29 protein-coding genes, 1 tRNA gene and 1 other RNA gene are annotated in these 25,801 nt (G+C 39.3%); 9 read left to right on the top strand and 22 right to left on the bottom strand.

The window, feature by feature from the left end; genetic code table 11:
- The first annotated feature begins 31 nt into the window (after positions 1-31).
- Entirely contained in the window at positions 32-2,437 is a 2,406-nt protein-coding gene (locus ACQK2H_RS12645) for an alpha-ketoacid dehydrogenase subunit alpha/beta (RefSeq protein WP_425391808.1), read from the top strand.
- Here the strand turns inward: ACQK2H_RS12645 and ACQK2H_RS12650 are convergent.
- Complete coding sequence (locus tag ACQK2H_RS12650; RefSeq protein WP_425391809.1) at positions 2,427-3,191, bottom strand: hypothetical protein; 765 nt, start codon at positions 3,189-3,191, stop codon at positions 2,427-2,429. The two genes, ACQK2H_RS12645 and ACQK2H_RS12650, sit on opposite strands and share 11 nt — an antisense overlap.
- 47 nt (positions 3,192-3,238) lie before the next feature.
- On the opposite strand from ACQK2H_RS12650, the gene ACQK2H_RS12655 reads away from it, so the two are divergent.
- Positions 3,239-4,198, top strand: coding sequence for an acyl transferase (locus ACQK2H_RS12655; RefSeq protein ID WP_425391810.1), 960 nt, complete (start codon positions 3,239-3,241; stop codon positions 4,196-4,198).
- A gap of 107 nt (positions 4,199-4,305) precedes the next feature.
- Positions 4,306-4,434, top strand: a complete 129-nt coding sequence (locus ACQK2H_RS12660; protein WP_425391811.1) for a hypothetical protein — start codon at positions 4,306-4,308, stop codon at positions 4,432-4,434.
- A gap of 5 nt (positions 4,435-4,439) precedes the next feature.
- Here ACQK2H_RS12660 and ACQK2H_RS12665 read toward each other — a convergent pair whose 3' ends face one another.
- The 4 genes from ACQK2H_RS12665 to ACQK2H_RS12680 all read right to left on the bottom strand — a co-directional run bounded on the left by ACQK2H_RS12665 (position 4,440) and on the right by ACQK2H_RS12680 (position 10,725).
- Positions 4,440-5,597: a sigma-54-dependent transcriptional regulator gene (locus tag ACQK2H_RS12665; RefSeq protein ID WP_425391812.1), complete on the bottom strand. Its 1,158-nt coding sequence runs from the start codon at positions 5,595-5,597 to the stop codon at positions 4,440-4,442.
- Positions 5,598-5,629: 32 nt separating this feature from the next.
- Positions 5,630-5,999, bottom strand: an RNA gene (gene rnpB, locus ACQK2H_RS12670) — RNase P RNA component class A.
- A 9-nt stretch (positions 6,000-6,008) separates the two neighbouring features.
- On the bottom strand, positions 6,009-6,407 hold the full coding sequence (locus ACQK2H_RS12675; RefSeq protein WP_425391813.1) for a hypothetical protein: 399 nt from the start codon (positions 6,405-6,407) through the stop codon (positions 6,009-6,011).
- Positions 6,408-6,474: 67 nt separating this feature from the next.
- Complete coding sequence (locus tag ACQK2H_RS12680) at positions 6,475-10,725, bottom strand: translocation/assembly module TamB domain-containing protein (protein ID WP_425391814.1); 4,251 nt, start codon at positions 10,723-10,725, stop codon at positions 6,475-6,477.
- Between the two features lie 210 nt (positions 10,726-10,935).
- Here ACQK2H_RS12680 and tsaD point away from each other — a divergent pair, with 210 nt between their 5' ends.
- From tsaD to ACQK2H_RS12700, 4 genes are read left to right on the top strand one after another with little or no spacing between them, the layout of a single operon-like run.
- Positions 10,936-11,973: a tRNA (adenosine(37)-N6)-threonylcarbamoyltransferase complex transferase subunit TsaD gene (tsaD, locus tag ACQK2H_RS12685; RefSeq protein ID WP_425391815.1), complete on the top strand. Its 1,038-nt coding sequence runs from the start codon at positions 10,936-10,938 to the stop codon at positions 11,971-11,973.
- 25 nt (positions 11,974-11,998) lie between these two features.
- Positions 11,999-12,466: an SsrA-binding protein SmpB gene (smpB, locus tag ACQK2H_RS12690; RefSeq protein WP_425391816.1), complete on the top strand. Its 468-nt coding sequence runs from the start codon at positions 11,999-12,001 to the stop codon at positions 12,464-12,466.
- A 3-nt stretch (positions 12,467-12,469) separates the two neighbouring features.
- The gene (locus ACQK2H_RS12695) at positions 12,470-12,982 is read left to right on the top strand and encodes an HNH endonuclease (RefSeq protein ID WP_425391817.1); all 513 of its coding nucleotides are present in this window, start codon (positions 12,470-12,472) and stop codon (positions 12,980-12,982) included.
- 19 nt (positions 12,983-13,001) lie between these two features.
- Entirely contained in the window at positions 13,002-13,352 is a 351-nt protein-coding gene (locus ACQK2H_RS12700; RefSeq protein WP_425391818.1) for a hypothetical protein, read from the top strand.
- 96 nt (positions 13,353-13,448) lie between these two features.
- On the opposite strand, the gene ACQK2H_RS12705 is transcribed toward ACQK2H_RS12700, so the two are convergent.
- The 12 genes from ACQK2H_RS12705 to ACQK2H_RS12760 form a co-directional block, all read right to left on the bottom strand.
- Positions 13,449-13,910, bottom strand: a complete 462-nt coding sequence (locus ACQK2H_RS12705; protein ID WP_425391819.1) for an ExbD/TolR family protein — start codon at positions 13,908-13,910, stop codon at positions 13,449-13,451.
- 8 nt (positions 13,911-13,918) lie between these two features.
- The gene (locus ACQK2H_RS12710; RefSeq protein WP_425391820.1) at positions 13,919-14,539 is read right to left on the bottom strand and encodes an ExbD/TolR family protein; all 621 of its coding nucleotides are present in this window, start codon (positions 14,537-14,539) and stop codon (positions 13,919-13,921) included.
- Entirely contained in the window at positions 14,539-14,841 is a 303-nt protein-coding gene (locus tag ACQK2H_RS12715; protein WP_425391821.1) for a hypothetical protein, read from the bottom strand. Before ACQK2H_RS12715 ends, ACQK2H_RS12710 begins: the two co-directional genes overlap by 1 nt.
- Before the next feature lie 19 nt (positions 14,842-14,860).
- The gene (locus tag ACQK2H_RS12720; RefSeq protein ID WP_425391822.1) at positions 14,861-15,688 is read right to left on the bottom strand and encodes a MotA/TolQ/ExbB proton channel family protein; all 828 of its coding nucleotides are present in this window, start codon (positions 15,686-15,688) and stop codon (positions 14,861-14,863) included.
- A 141-nt stretch (positions 15,689-15,829) separates the two neighbouring features.
- Positions 15,830-15,917 (bottom strand) — tRNA-Ser (locus ACQK2H_RS12725).
- A gap of 91 nt (positions 15,918-16,008) precedes the next feature.
- Positions 16,009-17,073, bottom strand: coding sequence for an asparaginase (locus ACQK2H_RS12730; RefSeq protein WP_425391823.1), 1,065 nt, complete (start codon positions 17,071-17,073; stop codon positions 16,009-16,011).
- Between the two features lie 2 nt (positions 17,074-17,075).
- Entirely contained in the window at positions 17,076-17,849 is a 774-nt protein-coding gene (locus ACQK2H_RS12735; RefSeq protein WP_425391824.1) for a TatD family hydrolase, read from the bottom strand.
- A 49-nt stretch (positions 17,850-17,898) separates the two neighbouring features.
- Complete coding sequence (locus ACQK2H_RS12740) at positions 17,899-18,519, bottom strand: polysaccharide deacetylase family protein (RefSeq protein WP_425391825.1); 621 nt, start codon at positions 18,517-18,519, stop codon at positions 17,899-17,901.
- Entirely contained in the window at positions 18,516-19,703 is a 1,188-nt protein-coding gene (locus ACQK2H_RS12745) for a PP2C family protein-serine/threonine phosphatase (RefSeq protein ID WP_425391826.1), read from the bottom strand. The genes ACQK2H_RS12740 and ACQK2H_RS12745 overlap by 4 nt, the downstream gene beginning before the upstream one ends.
- Entirely contained in the window at positions 19,700-19,954 is a 255-nt protein-coding gene (locus ACQK2H_RS12750) for a transporter (RefSeq protein ID WP_425391827.1), read from the bottom strand. The genes ACQK2H_RS12745 and ACQK2H_RS12750 overlap by 4 nt, the downstream gene beginning before the upstream one ends.
- On the bottom strand, positions 19,951-21,060 hold the full coding sequence (locus ACQK2H_RS12755) for a glycosyltransferase (protein WP_425391828.1): 1,110 nt from the start codon (positions 21,058-21,060) through the stop codon (positions 19,951-19,953). The genes ACQK2H_RS12750 and ACQK2H_RS12755 overlap by 4 nt, the downstream gene beginning before the upstream one ends.
- Positions 21,057-21,914: a hypothetical protein gene (locus ACQK2H_RS12760; protein ID WP_425391829.1), complete on the bottom strand. Its 858-nt coding sequence runs from the start codon at positions 21,912-21,914 to the stop codon at positions 21,057-21,059. Before ACQK2H_RS12760 ends, ACQK2H_RS12755 begins: the two co-directional genes overlap by 4 nt.
- Before the next feature lie 236 nt (positions 21,915-22,150).
- Between ACQK2H_RS12760 and ruvC the strand changes: the two genes are divergently transcribed.
- Entirely contained in the window at positions 22,151-22,705 is a 555-nt protein-coding gene (gene ruvC / locus ACQK2H_RS12765) for a crossover junction endodeoxyribonuclease RuvC (RefSeq protein ID WP_425391830.1), read from the top strand.
- A gap of 352 nt (positions 22,706-23,057) precedes the next feature.
- Here the strand turns inward: ruvC and ACQK2H_RS12770 are convergent, their stop codons facing one another.
- Both ACQK2H_RS12770 and ACQK2H_RS12775 read right to left on the bottom strand, forming a co-directional pair.
- A complete protein-coding gene (locus tag ACQK2H_RS12770; RefSeq protein WP_425391831.1) occupies positions 23,058-23,300 on the bottom strand; it encodes a Txe/YoeB family addiction module toxin in 243 nt (80 codons plus the stop codon).
- A complete protein-coding gene (locus tag ACQK2H_RS12775) occupies positions 23,297-23,548 on the bottom strand; it encodes a type II toxin-antitoxin system Phd/YefM family antitoxin (RefSeq protein WP_425391832.1) in 252 nt (83 codons plus the stop codon). The genes ACQK2H_RS12770 and ACQK2H_RS12775 overlap by 4 nt, the downstream gene beginning before the upstream one ends.
- Positions 23,549-23,903: 355 nt before the next feature.
- On the opposite strand from ACQK2H_RS12775, the gene ACQK2H_RS12780 reads away from it, so the two are divergent.
- Positions 23,904-24,548, top strand: a complete 645-nt coding sequence (locus ACQK2H_RS12780) for a hypothetical protein (RefSeq protein WP_425391833.1) — start codon at positions 23,904-23,906, stop codon at positions 24,546-24,548.
- A gap of 116 nt (positions 24,549-24,664) precedes the next feature.
- On the opposite strand, the gene ACQK2H_RS12785 is transcribed toward ACQK2H_RS12780, so the two are convergent.
- From ACQK2H_RS12785 to greA, 3 genes are all read right to left on the bottom strand, one after another.
- Positions 24,665-24,808: a hypothetical protein gene (locus ACQK2H_RS12785; protein WP_425391834.1), complete on the bottom strand. Its 144-nt coding sequence runs from the start codon at positions 24,806-24,808 to the stop codon at positions 24,665-24,667.
- An 88-nt stretch (positions 24,809-24,896) separates the two neighbouring features.
- Positions 24,897-25,298, bottom strand: coding sequence for an HIT family protein (locus tag ACQK2H_RS12790; protein WP_425391835.1), 402 nt, complete (start codon positions 25,296-25,298; stop codon positions 24,897-24,899).
- Positions 25,298-25,768 carry a transcription elongation factor GreA gene (greA, locus tag ACQK2H_RS12795; RefSeq protein WP_425391836.1) on the bottom strand — a complete coding sequence of 157 codons (471 nt, stop codon included), beginning with the start codon at positions 25,766-25,768 and terminating at the stop codon, positions 25,298-25,300. The genes ACQK2H_RS12790 and greA overlap by 1 nt, the downstream gene beginning before the upstream one ends.
- Positions 25,769-25,801: the final 33 nt, after the last annotated feature.

A 25,801-nucleotide genomic window follows, 5' to 3' on the forward strand; every position in this document is an offset into this window, starting at 1 on the left:
GTCGTCTGGGCAAACACTAAACGATCGAATCATGAGCGAGACAAAAGCTAAATCCAAATTGCCGGTTTCAAAACAAGAAATACTCAATGACTATCAATTAGCAGTTGAAAGCAGAGAGGCAAGCGTAATCGGAAGAAAGGAAGTCTTCATGGGGAAGGCCAAATTCGGAATTTTTGGTGACGGAAAGGAAATTCCCCAGATAGCTATGGCCAAGTATTTTCAAAATGGAGATTGGAGATCTGGATATTACAGAGATCAGACATTCATGATGGCGATCGGTCAGTTAAATACGAAACAGTTTTTCGCTCAATTATATGCACATACTGATGTAGAAGCAGATCCTGCATCTGCAGGCCGAATGATGAACGGCCACTTTGCAACCAGATACCTTAATGAGAAGGGTGAATGGATGACCCAGACAGATAAAAAGAATAGTAGTGCGGACATCTCTCCTACTGCAGGACAAATGCCTCGCCTATTGGGATTAGCATACGCATCCAAATTATACAGAGAAAACAAAGATCTCAGCGAATTTGAAGATTTTTCAATCAAGGGCAATGAGGTAGCATTCGGAACAATCGGTAATGCCTCTACTTCTGAAGGACACTTCTGGGAAACCATGAATGCAGCTGGTGTACTTCAGGTGCCAATGGTTATGTCTGTATGGGATGATGGGTATGGTATTTCCGTTCCTCAGAAATACCACACTACCAAGGAGAGTATTTCAGAAGCACTGAGCGGTTTTCAACGCACAAAAGACAAGGACGGATTTGAAATCCTAACAGTAAAAGCGTGGGACTATCCTGCCCTTTTAGATACCTACAAAAAAGCAGTTGAGATATCCCGCAAAAAGCATATCCCATGCTTAATCCATGTCATTGAGGTCACTCAGCCTCAAGGTCATTCCACATCCGGCTCTCATGAGCGATACAAATCCAAAGATCGACTAAGCTGGGAAAAAGAATACGACTGCATTCTTCAAATGCGACAGTGGATTGAAAAGGAAAAGATTGCTTCATCTGAGGAGTTGGATGCCATGGAAAAAGAAGCAAAACAAGCAGCAAAACAAGCAAAAGATGCTGCATGGAAGGCATACACACAAGACATTAAAAAAGATGTTGACGAAGTAATCAGCTTAATCGAGAAAGCAGCCATTTCATCTTCTTCAAAAGCAGAAATTTCCGCGATAGCAGATGGTTTAAGAAAGGAACTAAATCCTGAAAAGTCACATATCGTTAAAGCTGCAAAAAAGACACTTCGCATTCTTAAAAATCAAGCTTTAGTAGAAAAGGAAAATCTGTCTAATTGGTTAAAAGAAAAATCAAGCCAGTACGAAAAGCAATTCAACTCTAAACTTTACAGCGAGTCTCAGGAATCAGCACTTAACATAGAAACGGTACCGGCAGAATACTCGGAAGAAAGTGAGCTCGTAGACGGACGTGAGGTTTTGAATGCTTGCTTTGATCATCTATTGAAAACAGATCCAAGAGTATTCGCTTTTGGAGAAGATGTAGGTAAGATTGGTGATGTAAACCAGGGCTTTGCAGGTCTGCAGGAAAAGTATGGCGAGTTAAAAGTTACCGATACAGGAATCCGAGAAACCACCATTGTTGGTCAGGGTATCGGAGCTGCGATAAGAGGATTGAGACCAATCGCGGAAATACAGTATTTAGATTATTTGCTATATGCAATCCAAACACTTTCTGATGACCTTGCAACACTACAATACAGAACTTATGGTGGGCAAAAAGCACCACTAATCATCCGAACAAGAGGACACAGACTGGAAGGTGTTTGGCACTCAGGCTCACCTATGGGCATGATCCTTAATTCATTAAGAGGCATGTTTGTACTCACTCCTCGCAACATGACGCAAGCAGCCGGGTTCTACAATACACTCATGCAGTCTGATGATCCTGCGTTGGTCATTGAATCATTGAATGGCTACAGACTAAAGGAAAGAGTACCTTCAAACCTTTCTGAATTCAAGCTTGCTTTGGGTGAACCGGAAGTATTGAGAGAGGGCACGGATGCAACAATCGTTACATATGGCTCTACTTGTCGAGTAGTGATGGAAGCAGCCAATCAACTTTCTGAAGAGGGGATTGAAGTAGAAGTAATAGATGCACAAACACTCATTCCATTTGACAGACCACAAATAATTGTGAAGTCACTAGAGAAGACCAATCGACTCGTCATCGTGGACGAAGATGTCGAGGGAGGTGCATCGGCCTTTATCCTTCAACAGATCTTGGAAAGAGATGGCGGATACTTCCATTTGGATTCCAAGCCCCTTACTATTTCGGGTAAAAATCACAGACCTGCATACGGTAGCGATGGAGATTACTTCTCTAAGCCAAATGTGGAAGATGTATTTGATAAGGTGTACGCACTATTATCAGAGGCTAACCCTAATAAGTACACTTCTATCTACTAACGGTTATATCGGAGAGAAAAAAGTCTGAAGAAACTACCTCATTGCTTTTATTCAAGGCTCGATCGTAAATGTAAAATTTGACACGTATAACGTCATCTACAAATGCCAATTTGAAGGCTTGTGAAAGCATGGAATAAGTGAACGTTCCGCTTTTTCCATCAGAATCAAAAAAGGGTATTCTTCCGTTGAAGTTGCCTAGAGAACAGTCGTTATTATTGAATATCCCCCTAAAATCAATGGGTTCGTAAATATCCTCTCCTACCTTTCTTTCAAACTCGACATGGAAATTATAATAGTATTCATTGCGAGTAACATAAAGGGTATCGGAATCAATTACCTCATAAGACTCACAACTATAAGCCGGACGATTATCCGTATCAGAAAACAACACTTTCTGATCAGGAAAAAAGAAGTAAATCAATTCTCCATCCTGCTGATCAATGACAACCGGAACTTCATAAACCGGGAATGCTATTGATGAAGGATCCTGATTGATAAAAACCACACTATCCTCACTATCCATCACAAAATTGTAAACGTGGTATGGAAAAAGTAGGTCTTGTCCACTCTCAAGCCCGATATCTCCATTGCCGTCCTCAAAGCTAAAGGTCACCTGTAATGAATCTGTAGATTGAGTATCAATGAACTTTATATCCTCAAAAGCTATATTCGGAGTATCAGGAAAAATATCTTTGTCGAAGCAACTGGTAAGAGATGCTGCAGCAAGACAAAAGATCAGTAGATTTCTATTCATATTATGATAACAAAATTAACCTTCTTAGCCCCTAATGAAACTAATAAATGAGTTTCGCTGAGGAATTTAAACATACGATTTTCGATATCAACGAAAAAACTTTCGTTGATAGTTCGCTCAAAGTATTTGAGTACCAATACCGTCATTGCAATATTTATCAGGAATACTGTAAGTACCTCAATAAAAATCCAAAAAACGTCAAAAAACTTACGGATATTCCATTTATACCAATAGAGTTCTTCAAAAATCATGCGATAAAAAGCGGAGACTGGTCAGCGTCAAAAATATTTAAAAGTAGTGGCACCACAGAAACCGGAAGAAGCAAGCATTATGTAAGAGATGAATCCTTTTATCACTCCATCACAACTCATACTTTCGAGCATTCTGTAAATGCATTAGAAGATCTTCAAATCATTGCATTGTTACCATCGTATCAAGAGCAAGGTCAATCTTCACTAATTAATATGGTGGATCATTTCATTCATCAAAGTGATCCTTCTTCAGGCTATTATCTCGATTCCGACATTGAACAAATGTTACATAAGCCAGGCAAAAAACTGATAATAGGAGTTTCATATGCGCTATTGGATTTGGTGGAAAGTAAGAATATAGCATCAGGAGACTCCATTATTATGGAAACCGGTGGCATGAAAGGCAGAAGAAAAGAAATCACCCGTGAAGACCTGCATAATCGACTGAAAACTGGTTTTAATACAGATGCCATCTGGTCTGAATATGGAATGACAGAACTTTTTAGTCAGGCATACGGGGAGAATGGAAAATTCAAATTTCCGTCCTGGGCCAAGTGTTTGATTCGAGATATCAATGATCCCTTTTCATACCTCGAAAATCAATCCACCGGAGGCATCAATATCATTGACCTGGGCAATATAGATACTTGTTCATTCATCGAGACTAAAGACCTTGGAAGGGTTGATGGGAATCATTTTGAAGTCCTCGGTCGTTTTGATAATAGTGACATTCGTGGATGTAACTTACTTGTTTAGCGAAAAACAAGTAATATTTTAGACCATTCGCTGTTGTATAGTAGATTATTTAATCTATTTTTGAATGGTTGTCAAACTATGAGCATGCTCATCGAATTTAACCGCTTATGAAATTGAAACTTACAATACTGGCTGTCATTATCCTTGCAATGAGTGCATGTACGCAAAGAACATGTCCTACTTATGCACAGGAAGATACAAAAGAAGTAAAGACAGAGCAGCAGTCTAACGCATAGTTACACTACGCTTCTACGTACTTCCTTACATCCTCTTTAGTGATCTTCTCTTGAGACATGATCACTAGTCTTTCGATTACATTTCTAAGTTCTCGAATATTACCTGTCCAGTTATATTTTTCTAACTGGGATACAGCTTCATCGTCAATAAGCTTTTTTGCTGTTCCATACTCTGAAGCTACCTGATCAAGAAAGTGGTCTGCCAATAATTTAATATCTTCTTTTCGTTCACGCAGCGGAGGTACTGTAATTACCATCACACTCAGTCTGTGATATAAATCCTCTCTGAAGTTTCCCTCTTCTATCTCTTTCTTAAGATTTTTGTTTGTTGCAGCCAGCACTCGTACATCCACACTAATGGATTTATCACCACCCACACGAGTAATCTTTTTATCCTGAAGGGCTCTTAATACTTTAGCTTGAGCGGATAAACTCATATCTCCTATCTCGTCCAGAAACAATGTTCCTCCATTGGCCTGCTCAAACTTTCCTATCCGCTGTTTATGTGCCGAGGTAAATGACCCTTTTTCGTGACCAAATAATTCACTCTCAATTAATTCGGAAGGTATGGCAGCACAGTTAACCTCAACCAGTGGAGATTTGGATCGCGAGCTTTTTTCATGCAACCACCTGGCTACTAATTCCTTACCGGTACCATTTTCACCATTTATTAGCACCCTTGCCTCTGTAGGTGCCACCTTTTCTATAGTTGCTTTAACTTCTTCAATCCCTTCTGATTCACCAACAATTTCATAGCCCTTGCTTACTTTCTTTCTTAAAACCTTGGTTTCTGTTGAGAGCTGAGAGGTTTCAAGTGCATTTCTGACGGTTAGTAGTATCCTATTAAGATCAGGTGGTTTTTGAATAAAATCATAGGCTCCTTTCTTAGTAGCTTCCACTGCAGTATCAATGGTGCCATGCGCAGAGATCATTACAAATGGGACATCCAATCCTTCTTCGGAAACTTTATTCAAAAGCTCCATTCCATCCATTTTAGGCATTTTGATATCACAAAGAACCAAATCCACCTTTTGATCTTCCAGTTTTGCCCATCCGTCCTCTCCATCCTCTGCCGTGATTACATCATATTTTTCTTCTGAGAGAATATCACTTAAAGCATCTCTAATACTCTTCTCATCATCTACTACTAATATTTTGGCCATATTATTAATTATTCTTTGAGGCAATTACCATAACAAAAAGCAAGCCAGTAAGCCGGGTTCTGTTCTATCCTATCATTTATCTAGCCTTATCGTCACCGATAAAGTCTAACGACCTACCCAATTCTGTTCGAGCGAGCAACTCTCAAACACAGAACCTATTTGGTCTTTCAGCGCGTAAGGTTTACCGTGCGGTCAATGTCACCATTCACCCGGTGAGCTTTTACCTCACCTTTTCACCTTTTCCTTTCCCGAAAAATCGAGAATGGTAGTCTGTTTTCTGTGGCACTTTCTCTATGCTGACGTGTAACAGTCAGTACGCTTCCGGTTAAGAAGTACGCTGCTCTATGCTGCCCGGACTTTCCTTACAGGCTGTAACGCCTGTACGATAGGTCGGCTTGCAATGCAAAAGTATTAATGAATATCCTTTCCTGTGATCTTTAATTCCCAATCATCGGCATGTTGTGCGATTTCCAGGATCATTTCTTTGACCATGTGGTCTTTTAGGTTTACCAGAAAGTTTATCGCTTCTACCTTTAAAAATCCGTCCTCTACTATGAATTTAGTATATGGATACTCTCTGGAAGCTTCCAGACAGTCTAAAAATGGAATGTCATAGGTAAGCTTACACACCTTTGACTTCAAGTGAACTACTTCTCTATTGTAGCCAGGGTGTTCTACGATATGACCGGTAACAGTTTGGAACCTGCCGCTTTTAAGGGGAACGATGATGACTGATTGATTTTCATCATACTCTCTAAACTCTCCTCCTATTTCATCGGCAAACTTCTGACTAAACTTTCTGTAATTCATGGTGATCTGTGTTTAATGAATCATAAGTTAATGATTCCTGATTAATTCCCATGAATATTAATTTCAATTATCTGGTAGAATCAGGTGCTTTATTATCTTCTGCTTTTTCATTCTCCTCTTCTTCTCTCCTCAGCAATGCTTCTTCTCGTTTAAGACTCAAGAGTTCTGTTATATCATTAAATGAATGCACAAACCTCAGACTTATTCCGGTCTCTTGATTTTGTTGTTCAGTAGCAATGATCCTTTGATCTGTATTGCTAAATACTTTGGCTCTAAGCTTACCATCCTTAGTAAGACTATACTCTACAGACCAGTCACCTACAATATCGTTCAAGACATTATCATCTGTTTGATTTTGTCCTTGACTGCCAAAATCACCACCCCTGGTTACCTTTAACCTACCATTTAAGAAAGTATAAGCAAACCGTAGTTGAAAGGTGTTGAAGGCATCTCGATTTAAATCGGCTAAATCAACTTCGACTTCTAAATTTTCATCAATCTGGCTTACCAAATAACTAACTTGGGAAGACAGAAACTCGCTAACACTGTTTCCTACGCTACCGCCCCCAAGTTGAAAACTTTGTCTTGGAGAGAAGCGTTTGAGGAATAACAAGCTAATAACCTGTCTTTTAAGCTCCTGTTCATCTGATGTTATCTGTGCCAGATCCGCTGTTGATCTAGGTGTAGCGTCTGATTGATTCTCAAGACGTAAATCAAATCCAATATCCGGAGAAAGCATACTTCCATCCAACTCAAGAACTACCAGAACCGGAACCTTTATTGCCAATTCCTCCGCATTTCTTTCTTCTGGATTATCTAATTCTTCAAACGAGGCTCGCTGAAGGTAGGTGGCTTCCAGGTCTAAAATTGCATCGTATGGTTCTCCGTACCATGTAATTCTACTGCCCGGCACTACATCAAATTCTTTATTTATAAAGTTGGGGACAGTGAAATTATATGCTCCTTCAGTTATTTCAAGAGGTCCGAACATGTTGAATTCACCATCTGTATCCAATCTAAGTTTCAAGTTACCCCTTCCCCTTCCTCTAATTATATCACCTGTTTTTATATCAAAAATTAGTTCACAGTAAGCATCCGGGGTTACATCAATATCAAATTCTAGTGTCAGGCCAGATAAACTAAATTCTTCTTCTTTATTTTCCACCTCCGTGGTATCAGAAAAATCAACAAAGGATATATAATCTTGCTGACTAGTAGAAGTAGCGTCGGCTATTGGTATAAAAAAGCGTGTATTGGGCTCTGTACGAATACTTGCATTTATAAGTAAATCATTGAGAGGTCCGGTTACGTTTATTGTGCCTGATCCATATGCCGATCCATAATACAATTCATTATCCAGGGATGTAGTATTTAAAAACTCAAAATTATTAGCCCGCATGGTTATTTCGGTTCTTAAATTCTTAAAACTGCTATGATAAATAGTACCTGACATGGTTGCATTGGATCCTTTCCTGTCAGTCAGATTAAAATCCATCAGCTTAATCTGATCGGAATTAAAATCCACCTTACCATCAATAGCATAAGAAGTATTTAGATAGTTGACCGTTAGTCCTCCATTTTCAATTTGGCACTCTCCGACGACTTTCGGCATGTTAGTTGTCCCGGTTACCTGTAACGAACCATTCGCCTTTCCGGAAATATTGGATAAATTTTCCTCCAAAAATGGTTGCCCCAGATTTAAGTCCGCCTCATTAAATGTTATGTTAAAATCAAGTTGATCATTTTCTCTAAGAGGATAGTAGTTTCCCTCTACAATTACTTCGTTGAAATTTTCATGCTTAACCTCAACTTTTGAATATATGCTTTGCTCATTGGGGTTCCAGTTCGACGTACCACTTACATCACCAATATCCATATTGTCATACTGAAGATCTCTTAAAAGGAACCCTCCGTCAAATTTGAAAGGTTCCTTGCTGGTAGACCTGAACATGCGAAATTCTCCGTTTAGAAAGCCAGCAATAGTTGCCTTTGAAAACAACCCAAGCTTATCCATTTTTAAGTCTTCTGTTGATACAGTGATGGAAGTAGGAATAGAATCTGCATAAACTCCCTCAATAGTCAAAGATTCGAGTGAATCATAAATCTCGAAGTTTTCTATTTCAATTTTATTATTTGAAATGACAACCTTATTTGATGGATTAATCCTCCAGTGATCATCAAGAAGTTTGATATCTGAAGGTTGCATTCTGAAGATCAATGAATCTTTAAATAAAGAAACCGTACTCTCAAGCCTGATGTCACTCTCAGTCTCAGGTTGGCTTACCTCGGATGTCAAATCAATGGTATTTTTATACCATACACCCTCCAGCAGTAAATCTTTTGTATCAGGAACGCCGGCAACCACTTGATCAGAGGATTGGAAAATCAGGTTAGTTAAAATAGATCCATCTTCCAGATCGCGTGAGCCATTCAGTTCCAGACGAGGTTGTAGGAAAATATTGTTTTTTATTTCAAGCGTATCTGAACGAACATAGAAAAAGAGGTTTGAATTTTTGCTTTGCCTAAAAGTACCATCAATCGTTGTTTTCCCCGAAAGGGAGACAGGAAGCTTCAAAGAATCCAGGTATGGAGAAATGTCCTTAATTTTTGCATATAGATCGACCTTATAGTTACTTCCACTTTCTACTCTACTTAAAGTATCATCAGAAAGCATCAACTTAGAAGTATAGGCACTGGCCATCGCGGGTACATCCTTGATTAACTCGGACACCTTAAAGTCGCCTTTAATTTGTGACTCAAATCCAGGAAATGCTAATTCAATTCGACGTATACTATCTATTAAAGTAGCATTTAATCGAATAGAATCTAAAATGATATGCTTGTCGCCAAGTCGCACAAAACCGGAATCAATCTTGAGATTACCATTGAAGTTATCAAGACTCAAATCATTTACCTCGGTTGTTATATGACCTGCAGCCGACAAGCTTCTTTTAGTAAGATTCAATTTATCTGCATTAAACGTGTCAATTTTAATATTAACATTAACTATCTCCTTGTCATTTCTAAGGTCTAGCTGTGCTTCACCTCGCATATCACAGTTAGGATCTTTTATGGCAAAATTTCCATCAAAGAAATTTCTAGCGAACGTTCCATCAGCTTCAACACTATCATATACATAACCATAGAGTCCACTATTGTATACCAGTGCCTTCATATCAAATTCGGCATTCTCAGGCTTAAGGCCTTTTCCATTTACAGCAGCTTTCAGATTAATGACCTGAACAATTTCATTTTTAAAAAATGAACCAATATTTAATTCCTTAAACTCAAGGTTTCCAACATATGACATGTTGGTGATATCAGCTGGAATTTTTATGTTGATATCAGAATGTATTGATCCCTGATCCGTCACAAAATCACCCCTGGCTACAAAATCTTTTAGAAATCCGGCAAAGCTTCCCGTGAAGTCAATCTTGCCCATTCGCTGAAGATTATCGGTATAACTCCCAAGGTAGGGTCTCAGATCATTTGGTATTAGATGTGAATCAGTGAAATCGGCGAGAATAAACGTCTTAGATAAGTTGGGCAGACCGAAACAACTAACCCCGCCAACGAAATATGAGTTTCCATAGCCAAAGCGAGTTTGCTCTATATTGAAATCTCCTACTGTTCCCCATATGATCCCGTCGATTGAAATGTCATTATTGAGTTTTTTAATCCCTGTGACAATGCGTATATCCTCATTAGAGATGACTGTATTGTCAAAATGAAGGATAAAAGAAACACTATCCTGAAAGTAGCCAAGATCATCCAGACCGTTATAGAAAAATTCAAGGCTATCCGAAACATGACTTGTCGGGGTTCTGAAATTGAGATCGTCTACGCTTAATGATTGGTTACTAACTCTAAAAACAGTATTAAAATCAGTAATCATAAAGTTTGAATGTGTTTCCACTCCTCTCATTTGCAGTATCTCTCCCGAGATTGTATCAGATCTGAGAGAAAACCTGGTGACATTAAAATCAGGAATTCTGAAATTCAGATTTGCAAAATCAAGCTTATTAGGCTGTAGTTCCTTTGTCTTGTCTCTTAAGCTAAGATTCAAATCGGAAAGGGTTATTCCACCAACATAGATTGGTTTGGACTCTTTCTTTACAGTGTCAGTTTTTAAAGCATTTAAAAACTGTGTGAGGTTAAGCTTCGATCCTTCCTCATGCTTTGCTAATTTGAGTCTAAGACCATTGGAAACTACCTCTTCAATATTCAGGAAATCCTGTTTTATGAGGTTGAGAATTTCATAATTGACCTCCAGGTTATGAGAATACACCATTGTATCACCACTAAGATCTTTTATCATGATTTCTTCTAAGCTGGCTTGGTCCAACCATGAGATTTTAACTTTGCTGATTGATATCTCATAATTTGTCTTGTCAGAAACAGCCTGAAGTACCTGCCGCGCCAAATATGTTTGCACCGGTCTTAGCTGTAGAAGAAGCATCACCAAGAGCAATAGCATTAATGTATAGAAAAATGTACCTGAAAAAATCTTCCAGATTACTCTGCGAACTTGCGATATCGTTATCTTGGCCTTCAAAAAAAAGCGGTGGCGGTTATCCTAGGTATAGAATCATCTTGTGACGAAACTTCAGCATCTCTGTGCATAAACGGCAAAGTAATCAATAATGAAATTGCCAGCCAAGCTATTCATGAGCAGTACGGAGGTGTAGTGCCCGAGCTCGCTTCACGAGAACATCAAAGAAATATCGTGCCAGTAGTTGATCATGTACTCACTCACGCCAATATTAACGTAAAAGATTTAGATGGGATTGCATATACACGAGGACCGGGGTTATTAGGTGCACTATTAATTGGATCAAGTTTCGCTAAATCAATGGCAGCCTCACTAAATATTCCATTGATTCCTATCCATCATATGAAGGCGCATGTACTGGCCCATTTTATTGATGATCCTAAGCCCTCCTATCCGTTTATCTGCTTAACTGTGAGTGGTGGGCATACACAAATACTTCGTGTCAATAGTGCAAATGAAATGATCATTCTGGGACAAACACAAGATGATGCCGTTGGGGAGGCTTTTGATAAAGCTGCTAAACTGCTTGGCCTTCCATATCCCGGGGGACCTTTGATTGACAAATTGGCTAAAGAAGGTAATCCTGACAGGTTTCAATTTACTGAATCAGAAATGCCCGCTCTTGACTATTCATTCAGTGGGATTAAGACTTCAATACTTTATTTTTTAAGAAAAGAAGTAAGAAGTAATGAGCGGTTCATTGAAGAGAATATCAATGATCTGGCTGCCAGCATTCAGCACACCTTGATAGCTATGCTTATGCAAAAACTTGAAAAAGCGGCAGATCAGGAAGGAATCAATCAAATTGCAATAGCAGGTGGCGTATCAGCAAACAGTGGTTTGAGAAATCGGTTAAAGGAAGTAGCAGAAGAAAGAAAATGGAGAGTCTATATTCCTGACTTTCAATACTGCACGGATAATGCAGGCATGATTGCTATTAGTGGTCATTTACTGTATGAGAAGGAAGCGTTTGGGGCATTAAATGATAGTCCACTCCCTAGAATGCCATTTTGATGCGGTCTATATATATATTTATACAATGAGTAAGGATAAGAACAGGTTTTCAAATAACATTCAAATCAAAAATCGTAAAGCAAGTTATGAGTTTGAATTTGTTGAAACAGTGGAGGCGGGCATCATGCTTAAAGGTTCTGAGATTAAATCCTTAAGAGAAGGAAAAGCAAGTATCCAGGAGGCATACTGTTACTTTAAAAAGGATGAACTCTTCATCAAGGGTATGAATATCTCTCCCTACTCACAGGCAAGTTTTGAAAGTCATGAAATGACAAGAGACCGAAAGTTGCTTTTAAAAAAGCGTGAACTTGATAAATTCAAATCTAAGACTGAGGAAAAAGGATTAACTATAATTCCGGTTAAAATATACATTAATAGCAGGGGCCTGGCGAAGTTACAAATAGCACTCGCTAAGGGTAAAAAGATCTATGATAAACGAGAAAGCATTAAGAAGAAGGACCAAAAAAGAGATTTGGAACGATTAAGAATTTAATTTATGAATAACACTGTACTGGTATTAAATCAAGATTACACACCGCTCACGGTGTGCACAGTACAGCGTGCATTTATGCTCATGTTTCTCAAAAAAGCAGATCTAATCACTGACATTAAAGAAAAGAAACTTCGATCAATCACCTCCTCTTATCCATTTCCTTCTGTAATAAAAGTGAAATATTACATTTCAATTCCTTATAAAGGTGTGGTCATGAGTAGGCATAATCTCTTCAAAAGAGACGGGGGAAAATGTCAGTATTGCGGTACTTCTAAAGATTTGACAATTGACCATGTAGTGCCAAGATCAAAAGGCGGAAAGTCCACCTGGACAAACCTTGTTACCGCGTGCAAGAAATGTAATTCTCGGAAGAGTGACTATTCGTTAGAAAAAGTAGGAATGAAGCTTTTGAAAGCTCCGGTAAAGCCTTCATACGTTACTTTTCTGAAGATGAATACCGGATTATATAGAGATGATTGGGCGCCATACCTCAATCCAAAAAAATTCAGTGCTTAATTATTAAATCAGTTATACCATGAAATATCTAATGTATGCGCTTTTGGGCACAATACTTATTGGCTGTTCAGCCAAAGAAAACGAAAAGGAGTCGAAGCGTGAGGAAGCTCTTGAAAAATTTGAAGAGCGTAAGAAAGAGCTAGAGAAAGAAATCGATGATCTAAAGAAGGATTCTAAAGAGGCTGCAGAAGATGCAAAGCGTGATATAGAAACTACACTCAAGCGGCTGCAAAAGCAACGTGAGAAAGTCATTGACGAGGCAGATAAGTTAAGAAAAGCAACGCAGCAAGAGTTAGAAGATGCACTGGATGAAGCCAAGAAAGAATATGATCAATGGCTTAAGGAAAAGAAGAAACAGCTAGAAAAATAAGCTTTCGATCAAAAGAGGTCAATCAAGCCGACATTCTTAAAACCAAAAAAACCCAGACGATACCGCCTGGGTTTATATATTTCTGAAAAAGTTATTTTAATCCTTTAGCCCTTTAAGAGACTTATAAAGAATCTTACGAGCATTTGACTTCCTAAGCGTTTGCTCAACGTCTGAAACAATTCCCATCTTAACTTCAGAGTCAATATTCAGGGCCATTGTGATTCGATCTCTTTCTGCCTCGGAAAGTTTATCTTTTTCCTGGTTTACAAAAAGGGTCAATTCATCGGGCTCCATGAATACATCATTGGTTTGAATTCTTGGTTCATCTCCGTAAGTGCCAATGTTCTTTGGCTCTCCGATGTAGATGTGACTCACCAATGACTTCTTCTGAATTTTAGAAAGCTGTTCCGCCTTAGGAAGTACCTGTTTTACTAAAATCTCCTGCTCTCTCATCACAGTTGTCACCATGAAGAAGAATAGAAGCATGAAGATAATATCCGGCAATGCTGCCGTAGGTATATCTTGTGATGCGCTTGATTTTTTCTTAAACTTCGACATAGTATGACTTATTTATCAGGTTCTGCAATTGAGATCGCCTTAGGTATTCCTGCACGAGCCTGCTGATACATTCTTTTCTCAACATCCTTGCTTTGATCTAGTTGCAAGAACTCCTGTGCTGTAATACCCACACGCTCAGCATAGATTTCATTGTAAGCAGCCTGAACTGCATCCAATACATCTATGTAAAGCTCATAACTGGTACCTCTGTTTGCTTTAAATGATACTACCGCCTTTCCCGGATGATCAGAAGATTCAGTTCTTTGTTTTGCCTGGGTTTTCAGACTGGAAGGCAGACTATTATAAATCTGTAGCCCTTCTTCATCCGGATTACCAAAGTTCAAAACAAATGCCTTTACTTCTTCTTTCAACTCAGACATAGGCTTGTTATACGGCTCATTCTCTACCAAAAGCTGATCGTTTGAGTTAGCCAATATCTTAAAGATATTTCGCTCCTGAAATTCAATCTCAGGCTGATCTGGTTCTGGTGGAGGAGGCAGCTGCATCAAAATTCCTTTGTCATTTGCAATCGTGGTAGTTACCAGGAAGAAAATGAGCAAAAGGAAGGCAATGTCTGCCATAGAGCCTGAACTCACCTCTGGAGTGCCTCTATCTTTATTCCTCGCCATTATTCAGCTGCTTTTTTAATTTCTGTATAAACGATTCCGCCAATAGCTGCAATCGCAAGAATGTAAAAGGTTGTCAATCCTGCTCCTACGAGCTTTGCTGTTGTTTCAGTTGCATCACCAGAGTTGTCTCCACTCGCTGTAAAAAACGCGATCAAGAAAACTACTACAAGTGCGCCTACACCGACCCCCATCTTTTTCAAAGAATCCGGATCGCCAAATGCCTTCACTAGTGGCATTCCTACTGCTGCAAGAATGCAAACACCAATGAGTATATATGATATAAATAATCCTACATCAACCATAGTCTAATCTATTTTTAGATTACTTAGAAAGATTGTGCTTAACAAGAAGGTCCACCAAAGAGATAGATGCATCTTCCATGCTATTTACGATTGAATCCACTTTAGAAACAAGGTAGTTGTAGAAAAGCTGAAGAATTACAGCCACAATCAAACCACCAACTGTTGTCAAAAGTGCTACTTTAATACCACTAGCCACAAGTGCAGGAGATACGTCACCAGCTTCTGCAATCGCATCGAAAGCCTCGATCATACCAATTACTGTACCCATGAAACCTAGCATCGGCGCTAGTGAAATGAAAAGAGAGATCCAAATCATTCCTCTTTCTAATTTACCCATCTCCACTGATCCGTATGCAATGATTGACTTCTCAACCATCTCAACTCCTTCAGACATTCTCATTAGTCCCTGAGTAAAGATTGACGCAACAGGTCCTCTTGTATTTCTACATACTTCTTTAGCAGCATCAGCACCACCTGCATTCAATGCATCTTCAACATCAGCAAGAAGCTTCTTAGTGTTTGTAGATGCCATGTTTAGGTGAATGATTCTTTCGATAGCTATCGCTAAACCTAGAATCAAACATGCAAGAACGATACCCATGAAAGTTGGTCCACCATCAATGAATTGTTCTTTTACTACTTGGTGAAATCCTTTGGATGGAGCTGCTTCTTCAGGAGCTACAATCTCAGCGATTTCTTCTACAGGCTCTTCGTATACTTCTTCCGCCTGTGCTGTGTCAACAGCTGCGGAATCTACCTCAGTTGAATCTGAGTCAGAAAAACCTTGTGCTGTAGCACTAAAGGTGAATACACCTGCCAACATTAAGAGAGTCAATAACTTTTTCATAATTCAGTCTTGTAAGTTAAGTCTTCGGTTTAGTTAAATATTTAAGTTTTAGTAAAATCCAAATTTGCATTTTCATTCCCACAAAATTCGCACCACTCATCAAAAATTGTCGAATTCTGCAGGAGTGACACTGCGAAATCGCAGAGAGGAAGGGATTCGAACCCTCGATACCCTTTTGGGGTATACACACTTTCCAGGCGTGCGCCTTCGACCACTCGGCCACCTCTCTGTAGACCGCCACTTTTTGACGGGCTACAAATAAATCATTAAAAATACCTTTATGCAAGTTTATTTCTAACATCAAGGCTATTTCAGCAGCATTATTCCCACACTTGGTCCATCTCCCCTGCTATTGAGTGCGTAAGCCGGTGTTTTAGCCGATCCCCTTTCTCTCCAGATCCCAGCAAAAACATCATTTTTGTCACTGCTGCCTCTGTAGTAATGTCTCCACCACTTAAAACCCCTATTTTATTTAGCTCTTTACTTGTTTCATATTTTCCTTGCTCTACCTCTCCTCCTATACATTGACTTACGTTCAAAATAATCTTACCCTCTTTAATGGCTTCTTTTAAGCAATTTAGAAACCAATCAAATTTCATGGTATTTCCGGAACCAAACGACTCTAAAACAACACCCTTTATTTTTTTATCTGAAAGTATCGCTTTGACTGCATGCTCAGTTATACCCGGAAAAATCTTTAGAATAGTAACATTCGGATCGAGATGATTTTTGACTGTCAGCTTTGAATCCCCAACAAATGGTTTCAATGCCGAGTAATTGAACTCTATCTCTATCCCGGCTTCAGCCAGTACCGGATAGTTTTCAGATTCAAACGCTGCAAACGTACTGCTTCTCAGTTTTTGTGAACGTGATCCTCTTAATAACATGTAATTGAAATACACACACACTTCGCTGATGATTGGGTTGCCTTCATTGTGAGCAGAGGCTATTTCTAATGCAGCAATTAAGTTTTCCCTGGCATCTGACCGAATGGAGCCTATGGGCATTTGAGCTCCCGTGAATATCACCGGTTTATTTAGTCCGTCAAGCATATAGCTCAGCATTGAGGCTGAGTATGCCATGGTATCAGTACCATGAAGGATCACAAATGCATCATACTGCTCATAGTTTTCTTCAATAATGTATGCCATATCCTTCCAATCCTGAATCAGGATGTTGGAAGAATCGAGTGGTTTCGGAAAAGAAATGACCGTCAGACGAATATCCAGCTGCCTTAACTCAGGTACTCTATCTACAACTTTACCAAAATTGAATGGCATAAGGGCTCCACTGGCATCTTGAATCATCCCGAAGGTACCTCCGGTGTAAATGATCAAAACAGACCGCTCGCCTGTCTTATTAATATTTACAATTTTGTATTTCAATGTCAATTCTTTTCAGATGGGAAAAATAGCGCATTTGCATTTGCTGTGGTCAATTCATCAAGCTCTGATTTAGAAATACCCAAGTATTCGGAGACCTTTGCTGCCACCAAATCAACATAGGCAGGTTCGTTTCTTTTTCCACGGTTAGGTGTAGGTGTCAGATAAGGACTGTCAGTTTCTAAAATGATTTTTGAACGATCCAGGTGAGGAATCACCTGATCCATTCCTCCATTTTTGAAGGTAGATACCCCCCCTAAGCCCAAATAAAAATCCAAATCAGTGATTTGCTTTGCTTGCTCAACGCTTCCAGTAAAACAATGAAATACTCCTTGCAATCCCTTCCCTTGATATTGTGCTACCAGCTCAATTGTTTCATCAATGGTCTCTCGACAATGAACAACAATGGGTAGATCATATTTGAGTGCTAAATCGCATTGAAAATGAAATGCCTCTTTTTGTTGCTCCCAGAACGTTTTATCCCAGTACAAATCAGTTCCCATCTCTCCTACTGCCAGGAATGATCGCTTACTGAACCAGTCTTCCACCAGCTTTAATTCATTATCAAAATCCTCCTTCACCGAGCATGGGTGTAGCCCCATCATCGGATAGCAGATGTCCGGATACTTCTCTTCTAGTTTCAGCATTGAGTCGATCGAAGTGCTATCGATATTTGGAAGAAGGATCTTCTTTACGCCTACGGCCTGCGCCCGTTCGATGACCTGGTCTATGTCTTCTTCAAAATGCTCTAAATAAATGTGTGCGTGTGTATCTATCATATGATCGGAAGCCTACCTACCTTTTAGAATTGATTATTTTGACTAATAATCAAAGTAATGCCTCGAATTTGAAGCCTTTTGCTTGAAAATGCGAAAGAATCTCAGGAAGAATTACCTGAAGGTTGTTAAAGGCTTTCTGGCTATCATGAAAAACGAGTACGCTACCCGGTTTTGCCTTCTTTAATTGGCTAATGGATTTATTGATGCTCAACTTATCATCAAAATCCCATGACAAATGGCTCCACATGATGATTCGTTTGTCCCGGAGTTTTTTGATTTGGCTCTTCTTGATTCTACCGTAGGGTGGTCTAAAAAGATCTGATTTGAGGTTGTGCTCCATCATCACTTCGTCACACAATGATACGTCCTCACAATAGGATGAATCTTTGCTCCTCCATCCTTTCATGTGACTGTACGTATGATTTCCGATTTGATGCCCTTGTGCTACAATCTGTTGCATCAATTGAGGATGCTGATCAATGTTTCTTCCCAAACAAAAGAATGTAGCTTTCGCGCTCACACTGTTTAATTGATCTAAAACCCACGGTGTTACCTCCGGATCAGGTCCATCATCAAACGTAAGAAAGATGGAATCAGAAGATTGAATTGTCCAGGTAAGCGATGAATACAAATACCTGGTTAAACGCGGTGTTCTATAAAACCGAATCATTTATTTTGAATGCGGCATGAAAGCATGGTAATATCGTCGTGAAAAGGCTTGTTACCCTTAAACTGATTCAATGCCTCTAGAATTTGATTATGGAATTCAGACAGGTCTTGAGGGCAATCGTCTTTCAGGATTTTCAATAGGCGCTCAAACTCAAAAGCTTCATCCTCTTCATTGAAGGTTTCAGTAAGTCCATCTGTGTAGGTGAATAGAAAAAACTCATCCAGATTTTTGATGCGCTTGGTTTCAATAAATGGAAGCGGATCAAACATGCCCAACACTGTGGTTCCATCATTCAACAATTCGATTCCGTCACTTTTTTTCAAAATGATCTCGTTATGACCACAATTGATATACTCAAGTTCTTTGGTTTTAAAATCGTAAATACCCGCAAAGAAGGTGATGAAATTCTCAGCATTACCACTTACATAGGTCGTGAGATTCAATTCCTCAATGATGTCCTTCAAGTCTTTGGTTTGACGAACTAAGGCTCTTAATGACGCCTGGAAGTTTGACATCAACAGAGCAGCAGGTACTCCCTTTCCGGACACATCGGCGATACATGCCAAAAACTTATTTTCGTCAATCTGAATGTAATCGTAGTAATCACCTCCTACATCATGGTGCGGCAGGTAAAAAGCCTCTATCTGAAGTCGCTCTATTTTAGGTAGTTCTTTTGGGAACAAGAAGTTTTGCACCTTTTTGGCAATTTCCAGTTCTCTCCGGTATGCTTCCTGTTCCATCTGCTGACGTGCCAGACGTTTATTTTCAATGGCTACCAGAATGATGTTTGTCAATGCATTTAAGAATCGATCTTGCACACCGAGCTTCGAATCTGTTTCAATGAAAACAACTGATAGGAGCTTGTTTTTATGATAAACCGGAAAAACGGAATCAAACTCATCGAAAGTGGCATCCACTAAACCAATTTGATTTTTTAGTTCCTTGTACTTTTCTGGTAGTTCACTGCCTAATAAGTCATTTTTTGTGCCAAAATTCACCCTACACACCCACTCCCCACTACGCTCGGTAAATAGGGCCAGCTTATTAATTTTTAAATCGGCCAGTAATGTGAACTTGTAGATCTTGAGTAGATCGTCTTCAGGCAGGTTATTATTAACAGCCTGAGTAACCTCCAGTAGTGCGTTGAGTTGTAAGTCCTTTATGTCCAGTGAAGTTCCCTTCATTGAGTATTGTGTTCAAATAGTCCCTTTTTTGAAGCAAGATAGAAGAAAGATTGGTAATCATTTTCAAAATCCAAACGCTCTAATTCTGATTCCTCATCTACGTTTTTATATACTCGCACCCATCCCTTTTGTGCCATTTGGATCAGATGAGTTCGTAATTGCTCGTCAGAAAATTCAGTTGCTTCCTTTAAATCAGTGTATGACGTAACAAAGTATAGCTCATCTATAATATCAAACTCCTCGTCAGTCATTTATATTTTCTTCCTTTCCATGTGTATGAACCAAAGATAGAATTCATACCCATGAATAAAACATGAAGCGGGTAAATAATCTGGAATATCAGCAAAGGAAAAAAACTACCTTTTCCGCGAAGAAATCGATTAATTGGAGCTACGAACACCCACATAGCAATGAATCGAACAAGTGCAATGCAGCCAACTAAAAATGGGTTGAAAAATCCCATTATTGCACCGATGATTCCAACTAAAAAGAACAGATAGTCAAAAAAGAAAAGAATAGCGCTCGCTCTCACCTTTCGATTCTTATTGTATTTCCATTTGCTGGTCCAGCGTACACGTTGATTAATAAAGGAAGACAGTTTTAAGTGCGCCGGTGTATTCACAATTCCTCCCTCTGATTTCAGAAATCGGGTGGAATGGGGGAACCTGTGCATGATGTTGTAAAGCAAAAATTCATCGTCACCAGATGGTGTAAAAAGATTGTTGGTATAGCCACCCACTTCTTCAAAAGCACGCTTTCTAAAACCCAGGTTAGCACCGCTGCACATACTTGGATTTTCTTTTGCAATGGTTACAGCCCCGAAACCCATAAGACCGGCAAACTCAACCTGTTGTAGGCGTGCAAATAAGCCTTTTCCCTGAATAGCAACAGGGCCAGCTACCATATTGGTTGTTTCATCAAACGCATCATTGAATGACCTGATCCAGTGATCACCAAACAAACAATCTGCATCGGTTGTCAAAATCGTTTCATGTTCTGCAGCATTTACTCCTGCTGTCAAAGCATGCTTTTTTCCTTGCTTGTTTTCGTCTTCCAGCTGAATCAAATGGATAGTAATCGATAGTGCATCCTTCGATTGGATTACTTGGTCTACAGTTGTGTCATCAGAAAAATCATCTACGACGATCACTTCAAATAACTCCTTCGGGTAATCCTGTTTTTCCAAGTGCCTAAGGATTTGGTAAATCGTATTTTCTTCATTGCGAACCGGTATGATGACAGAAAAAGGGATCAGGCTTTCATTTTTATAGACCTTAGGCATTCTTCTCCACCCAAAAGCCAGTCCCAGGTAGAAAAAAACGTGTAAAACAGTGAATGATACAATCAGAAAGATCATCGCGCAATGTTAGCTTTAAATCGCCAGATAAAAATCAAACCAACCAGTGAAGGGATTATTGTATTGATAACCCAAATCAAAAAGATCGGAACTATCACCATTTGAAGGTTTGACACGTGTGGCTCGAAGAATAGTATGCCGGAAGCTTCACGAACACCAATCCCTCCAAAAACCAATGGTAGCACTGAGCGGATAAGAAAAATCCATCCAATTCCTGCAACTAATAATTCGGTAGATAATTCAGGTAGAAAAACATTTAGGAGGAGGTAAAATTGAAATACAAAAACCAAATATCGAACAAGTGAAATCGAAATAATACAAATCAAAGTGGACCTTTTTAGGGTTTTAAAGTACAGGAAAAACCGGTTGAGTTGTTTTTTAAAAATCCATTTTATTATTGGAACAAAAATGAATATCAGAATACCAATCTCACTAAAAACATCATACTGAACCGCTAGTTTGCTTGTACCATAAGACCCTATAAGGAATGTCAAAAACAACATGATTCCTCTATTTAAAAAAGCTGCAGAGGTAGTTTGATACTTATCATTTTGCTGTGAAATTCGCGCAAGTAGGTCACCAGAAGTGAATGGTAACACCCAATTGAGTGCTAAACCTCCCAGAATCACTTGCCAGGCTTTTTTTATAGAGATGGCTTCAAAGAACTGTAAAGAAACTTTCCATCGAAGAGCCTCCAGGTACCAGTTGAGGATCATAAGAATACTGACGAAACCAACGATCATTCCAATCGAGTTTGGCCATTGGATTTCATTCAGACTTATTGATTGATCCCGGAATTTGGTGATGATGAAATAGAGACATGTAACTAATAAAGCAACCTTCAAGAATGCCATTAGCCAGGGTTTACTTAAATGAGATCGTCGGTACTTTCCGATTTGCTAGTTTGATTTTTGTGACAAGAAACTTCAAGTTTACTTTCACTTTTTTCCTTGATGAAAAAATTGACAAAAAAATCAAGAAAATTTTAAAGCCTTTGCCCACATCCCCATCACCACCGCGCCAAATTTTCTTACCCACCCTCCTTTTCGCAACGTTTCCTAAGTTCATTCAAAGACACTAATTTGCATCTGTGGCGATTAAAGAGCGAATCATTTTAGGAATAGACCCGGGCACGAATGTAATGGGATACGGTTTGATCCATTGCAAAGGTGAGAAAATGAGTGTCATCCAGTTTGGGGTTATTCATCTCAGCAAGTATAAAAACCACGAGATAAAACTCAAGAAGATTTTTGAACGAGTTACGGAGTTGTTGAAGGAATACCTACCTGATGAAGTGGCGCTAGAAGCTCCATTCTTTGGGAAAAACGTGCAATCCATGTTGAAGCTGGGACGTGCACAGGGTGTTGCCATGGCTGCTGCCCTTAACCGAGACATGCCCATTCATGAGTATGCGCCAAAAAAGGTGAAACAATCAGTAACCGGAAATGGAAATGCCAGTAAGGAGCAGGTTGCTCATATGATCCAGATGCTGTTGAAATTTGAAGATGCTCCGAAGCTGATGGATGCTACTGATGCATTGGCTGTCGCCATTTGTCATCACTACTCCTCTAAGTCAGGGATTCCTGGTGGCGGTAAGAAAAGCTGGAAGTCATTTATTGCGGATAATCCGAGGAGGGTGAAGTAATCTGGTGATTAGTGAATTGGTAGTTGGTAATTAGTAGTTAGGCTTTTTTCAGGTTTGAAATTTGAAAATCATGGTATCCCTATTACCCTCGCCATTCCCTTGCGAGTGAGGTACGAACGAGACTTGGGAATCTGTCCTATTTTAGAGCAATTAGTTTACAAGATTAGATTCCCATGACTCGGGCACCTTCGGTAGCCCTCCCAAGGGAATAACGGGAGCATGATTAACGTGAGTCTACTCATCTCCTACGGCTTTTTCAGATTTGAAATCTGAAAAACCATGGTTTCGGGATGGTTCAGCCGCCGCGAGTATAATTTCATTTATCCCCGTAATGCGAGTAGGCACTTAATACCTATACAGTAACTACTTTTTCTTTGATGGAATAAACCAACCGATGTTTTCTGTTAATCCTCCTGGAGTATAAACCAGCCAATTCGTGTTTTAACATTTCAGGCTGCCCTGTTCCTGTTTTTGGATGTTCCATTAGCTCGTTAAGCAATCGTTGTATTTTCTTTAAAATTGATTGATCTCCAGCCTTTTTGTGTTTTTCTATGTCTTCTAATGCCTGATCTGAGAATTCTAACGTGTAGCTCATAGACCAAGTAACTCATTGATCTCTTGAGAAGAAGAAATCTTCTTAGTCTTACCTGCTTCAACCTGTTTCAGGCTTTCCTTTATCCGTTCTACCATTTTAGCATTGAAGTAAAGATCGTCCTCACCTACAGGAGTTAGGGCATATGCTTTGTCTTTTCCCCGTTGAACAATAATCTGCTCCCCCTTATCCGCTTTTTCAAAATACATCTTTTGATTTTGTCTAAACTCTCTGCTGCTTATTACTAACATGATTTTAATTGGTGTACCACAATGGTACAAATATACGAGGTATAAAGTGATATGTTCCAAATTTGTAACAGATTCATGCTAGCTCGCAAATCATATGCCGTTTAGTTAAGACTTTCTTACCCTCAGTCCCTAAAGAGATGACTTACAGGTTTAAATCATTCCCTTTAGGGGTCAGGAATCTTAATCAAATTGCTGAAATTTTTTCTTAATTCAACGGCATTGAGTTATAACAAATAGCATAAGTCGTCCTACGACTTGGAGTCGTGGGACGACTTTTGGAAAAAATACCCTAAAACGGGTATTGCATTTATTTGACAAAAAACGCAATTTAGTGGTCACCTAATTAGTTAATCACATGGCTGAAAATGCCAAAGCCCTGCTTAATGTTTCCTATCGATCTTTACGAAGATGGATAGGAATCTTAGGGGTTCTACTCCCCTGGCTTCTAATGCTCCGCACATGGCAAATAGAACCTTCAATCAGTCATTACTATTACACAGCAGCATCTCCAATTTTCACCGGAATTCTAATTGCATTTGGATTACTTCTACTCACCTATCAGGGGTATGAGAAAACAGAAAAGGAAAAAGTCAGTGATAATACAATTACAAATTTGGCTGGTTTTTTTGCGCTGATAACTGCAATTCTACCAACATCATGTTACGATGGACAGTTGCATACATTTTGTCATTTTGATTCAACACTTAATACCATCCACTTACTCTCAGCCGGTGCTTTTTTGATATTGGTTGGTGCCATGTCTTACTTCAAGTTTCCTCTTGGTGGCACTAAAAAGGCCTTTTATAAAACAATGGGTATCATCGTTTGGGCATCCATTGCATTCATGCTCATCTACTTTGCATTGGAAGAAAAGATTGGTGACAATTTTCCGCAAGGCGTATTAGTAGGTGAGATCATTGGTGTTTCTGCTTTCGGCATTTCCTGGTTAGTCAAAGGCAAGCCGGGTGAGATGAAGCTATTCGGAGGGAGCAAGACATAGCTGTTATTCAAATGATTTTATTTGAGAAAGCTCCAAGTATGTTATTATTAAAGGTTTTTCAGCATAGGTTAAATCACCTATTCTTTCTTCATCCCTTTCACACGCCCCTTTGCAATTTAAATAGTCATCTGATCAATGACTGCTCGGAGGGTCTCTTCGCAAGGGTCAGCTTCATATTTAGCAACTACTTTATCAAATTCTTCCGGATCAGTTAGAAGTGAACGAACCTCATCTATTTTCTTGATCATTCCTACATCCATGATGGTAAATTAATGTGGTGTAATTAAAAACAATAAACCCACCTTTCGGTGGGCTCAATATCTAATTTCTAAATCCGTGACCAGAAGTCTATTTCTTCTCGTAAGCTTCTTTGATCTTTTTAGCTGTGGCTTCCATCTCTTCTTTACTTGGAGATAGCTTCATGTTGCTAAAGTTCATATCATCCATGGTTTGCATAGGAATCAAATGAACGTGTGCGTGAGGTACTTCCAGTCCCATTACGGTCAATCCGATTCGTTCACATGGAATTACAGACTCTATGGCTTTGGCTACTCCTTTTGAAAATGAGAATAGACCTGCCAATGTTTGATGATCCAGGTCAAATACATAATCCACCTCTTTCTTTGGGATTACCAATGTATGACCCTCAACCAATGGGTTGATATCAAGAAAAGCCAGGTAATTTTCGTCCTCAGCAACGATGTGTGCCGGAATTTCTCGCTCTACTATTTTGGTGAAAATGCTAGCCATCAGACGGTAATATCTAATATTTCAAATTCCATATCACCAGCTGGCACCTTAATCAGCGCTTTCTCGCCCTTTTTCTTTCCTAACAGACCTTTTCCGATTGGAGACTGTACGGAGATTTTTCCGGTTTTCAAATCCGCTTCCTCTTCAGCAACCAATTGGTAGGTCACTTCCATTTTATTTTTATTATTTCTGATTTTCACAGTAGAGAGGATGGATACTTTGGAGGTATCAATGGTAGATTCATCAATTACTCGCGCATCACCGATTACTTTCTCCAGCTTTGAAATTTTTAACTCAAGCAACCCTTGAGCTTCTTTTGCTGCATCGTACTCGGCATTTTCACTTAGATCTCCCTTATCCCTGGCTTCCGCGATCTGCTTAGCCATATCGGCTCTTCCCTTTGTCTTAAGCTCATTTAATTCTGCTTTGAGCTTATCAAGTCCGTCTTTCGTATAGTAATTAACTGCCATAATTGTTCTTACCCCTTTAAACAAAAAATAACG

It is taken from the genome of Ekhidna sp. (assembly GCF_965228795.1).
Classification (GTDB): Bacteria; Bacteroidota; Bacteroidia; order Cytophagales; family Cyclobacteriaceae; genus Ekhidna.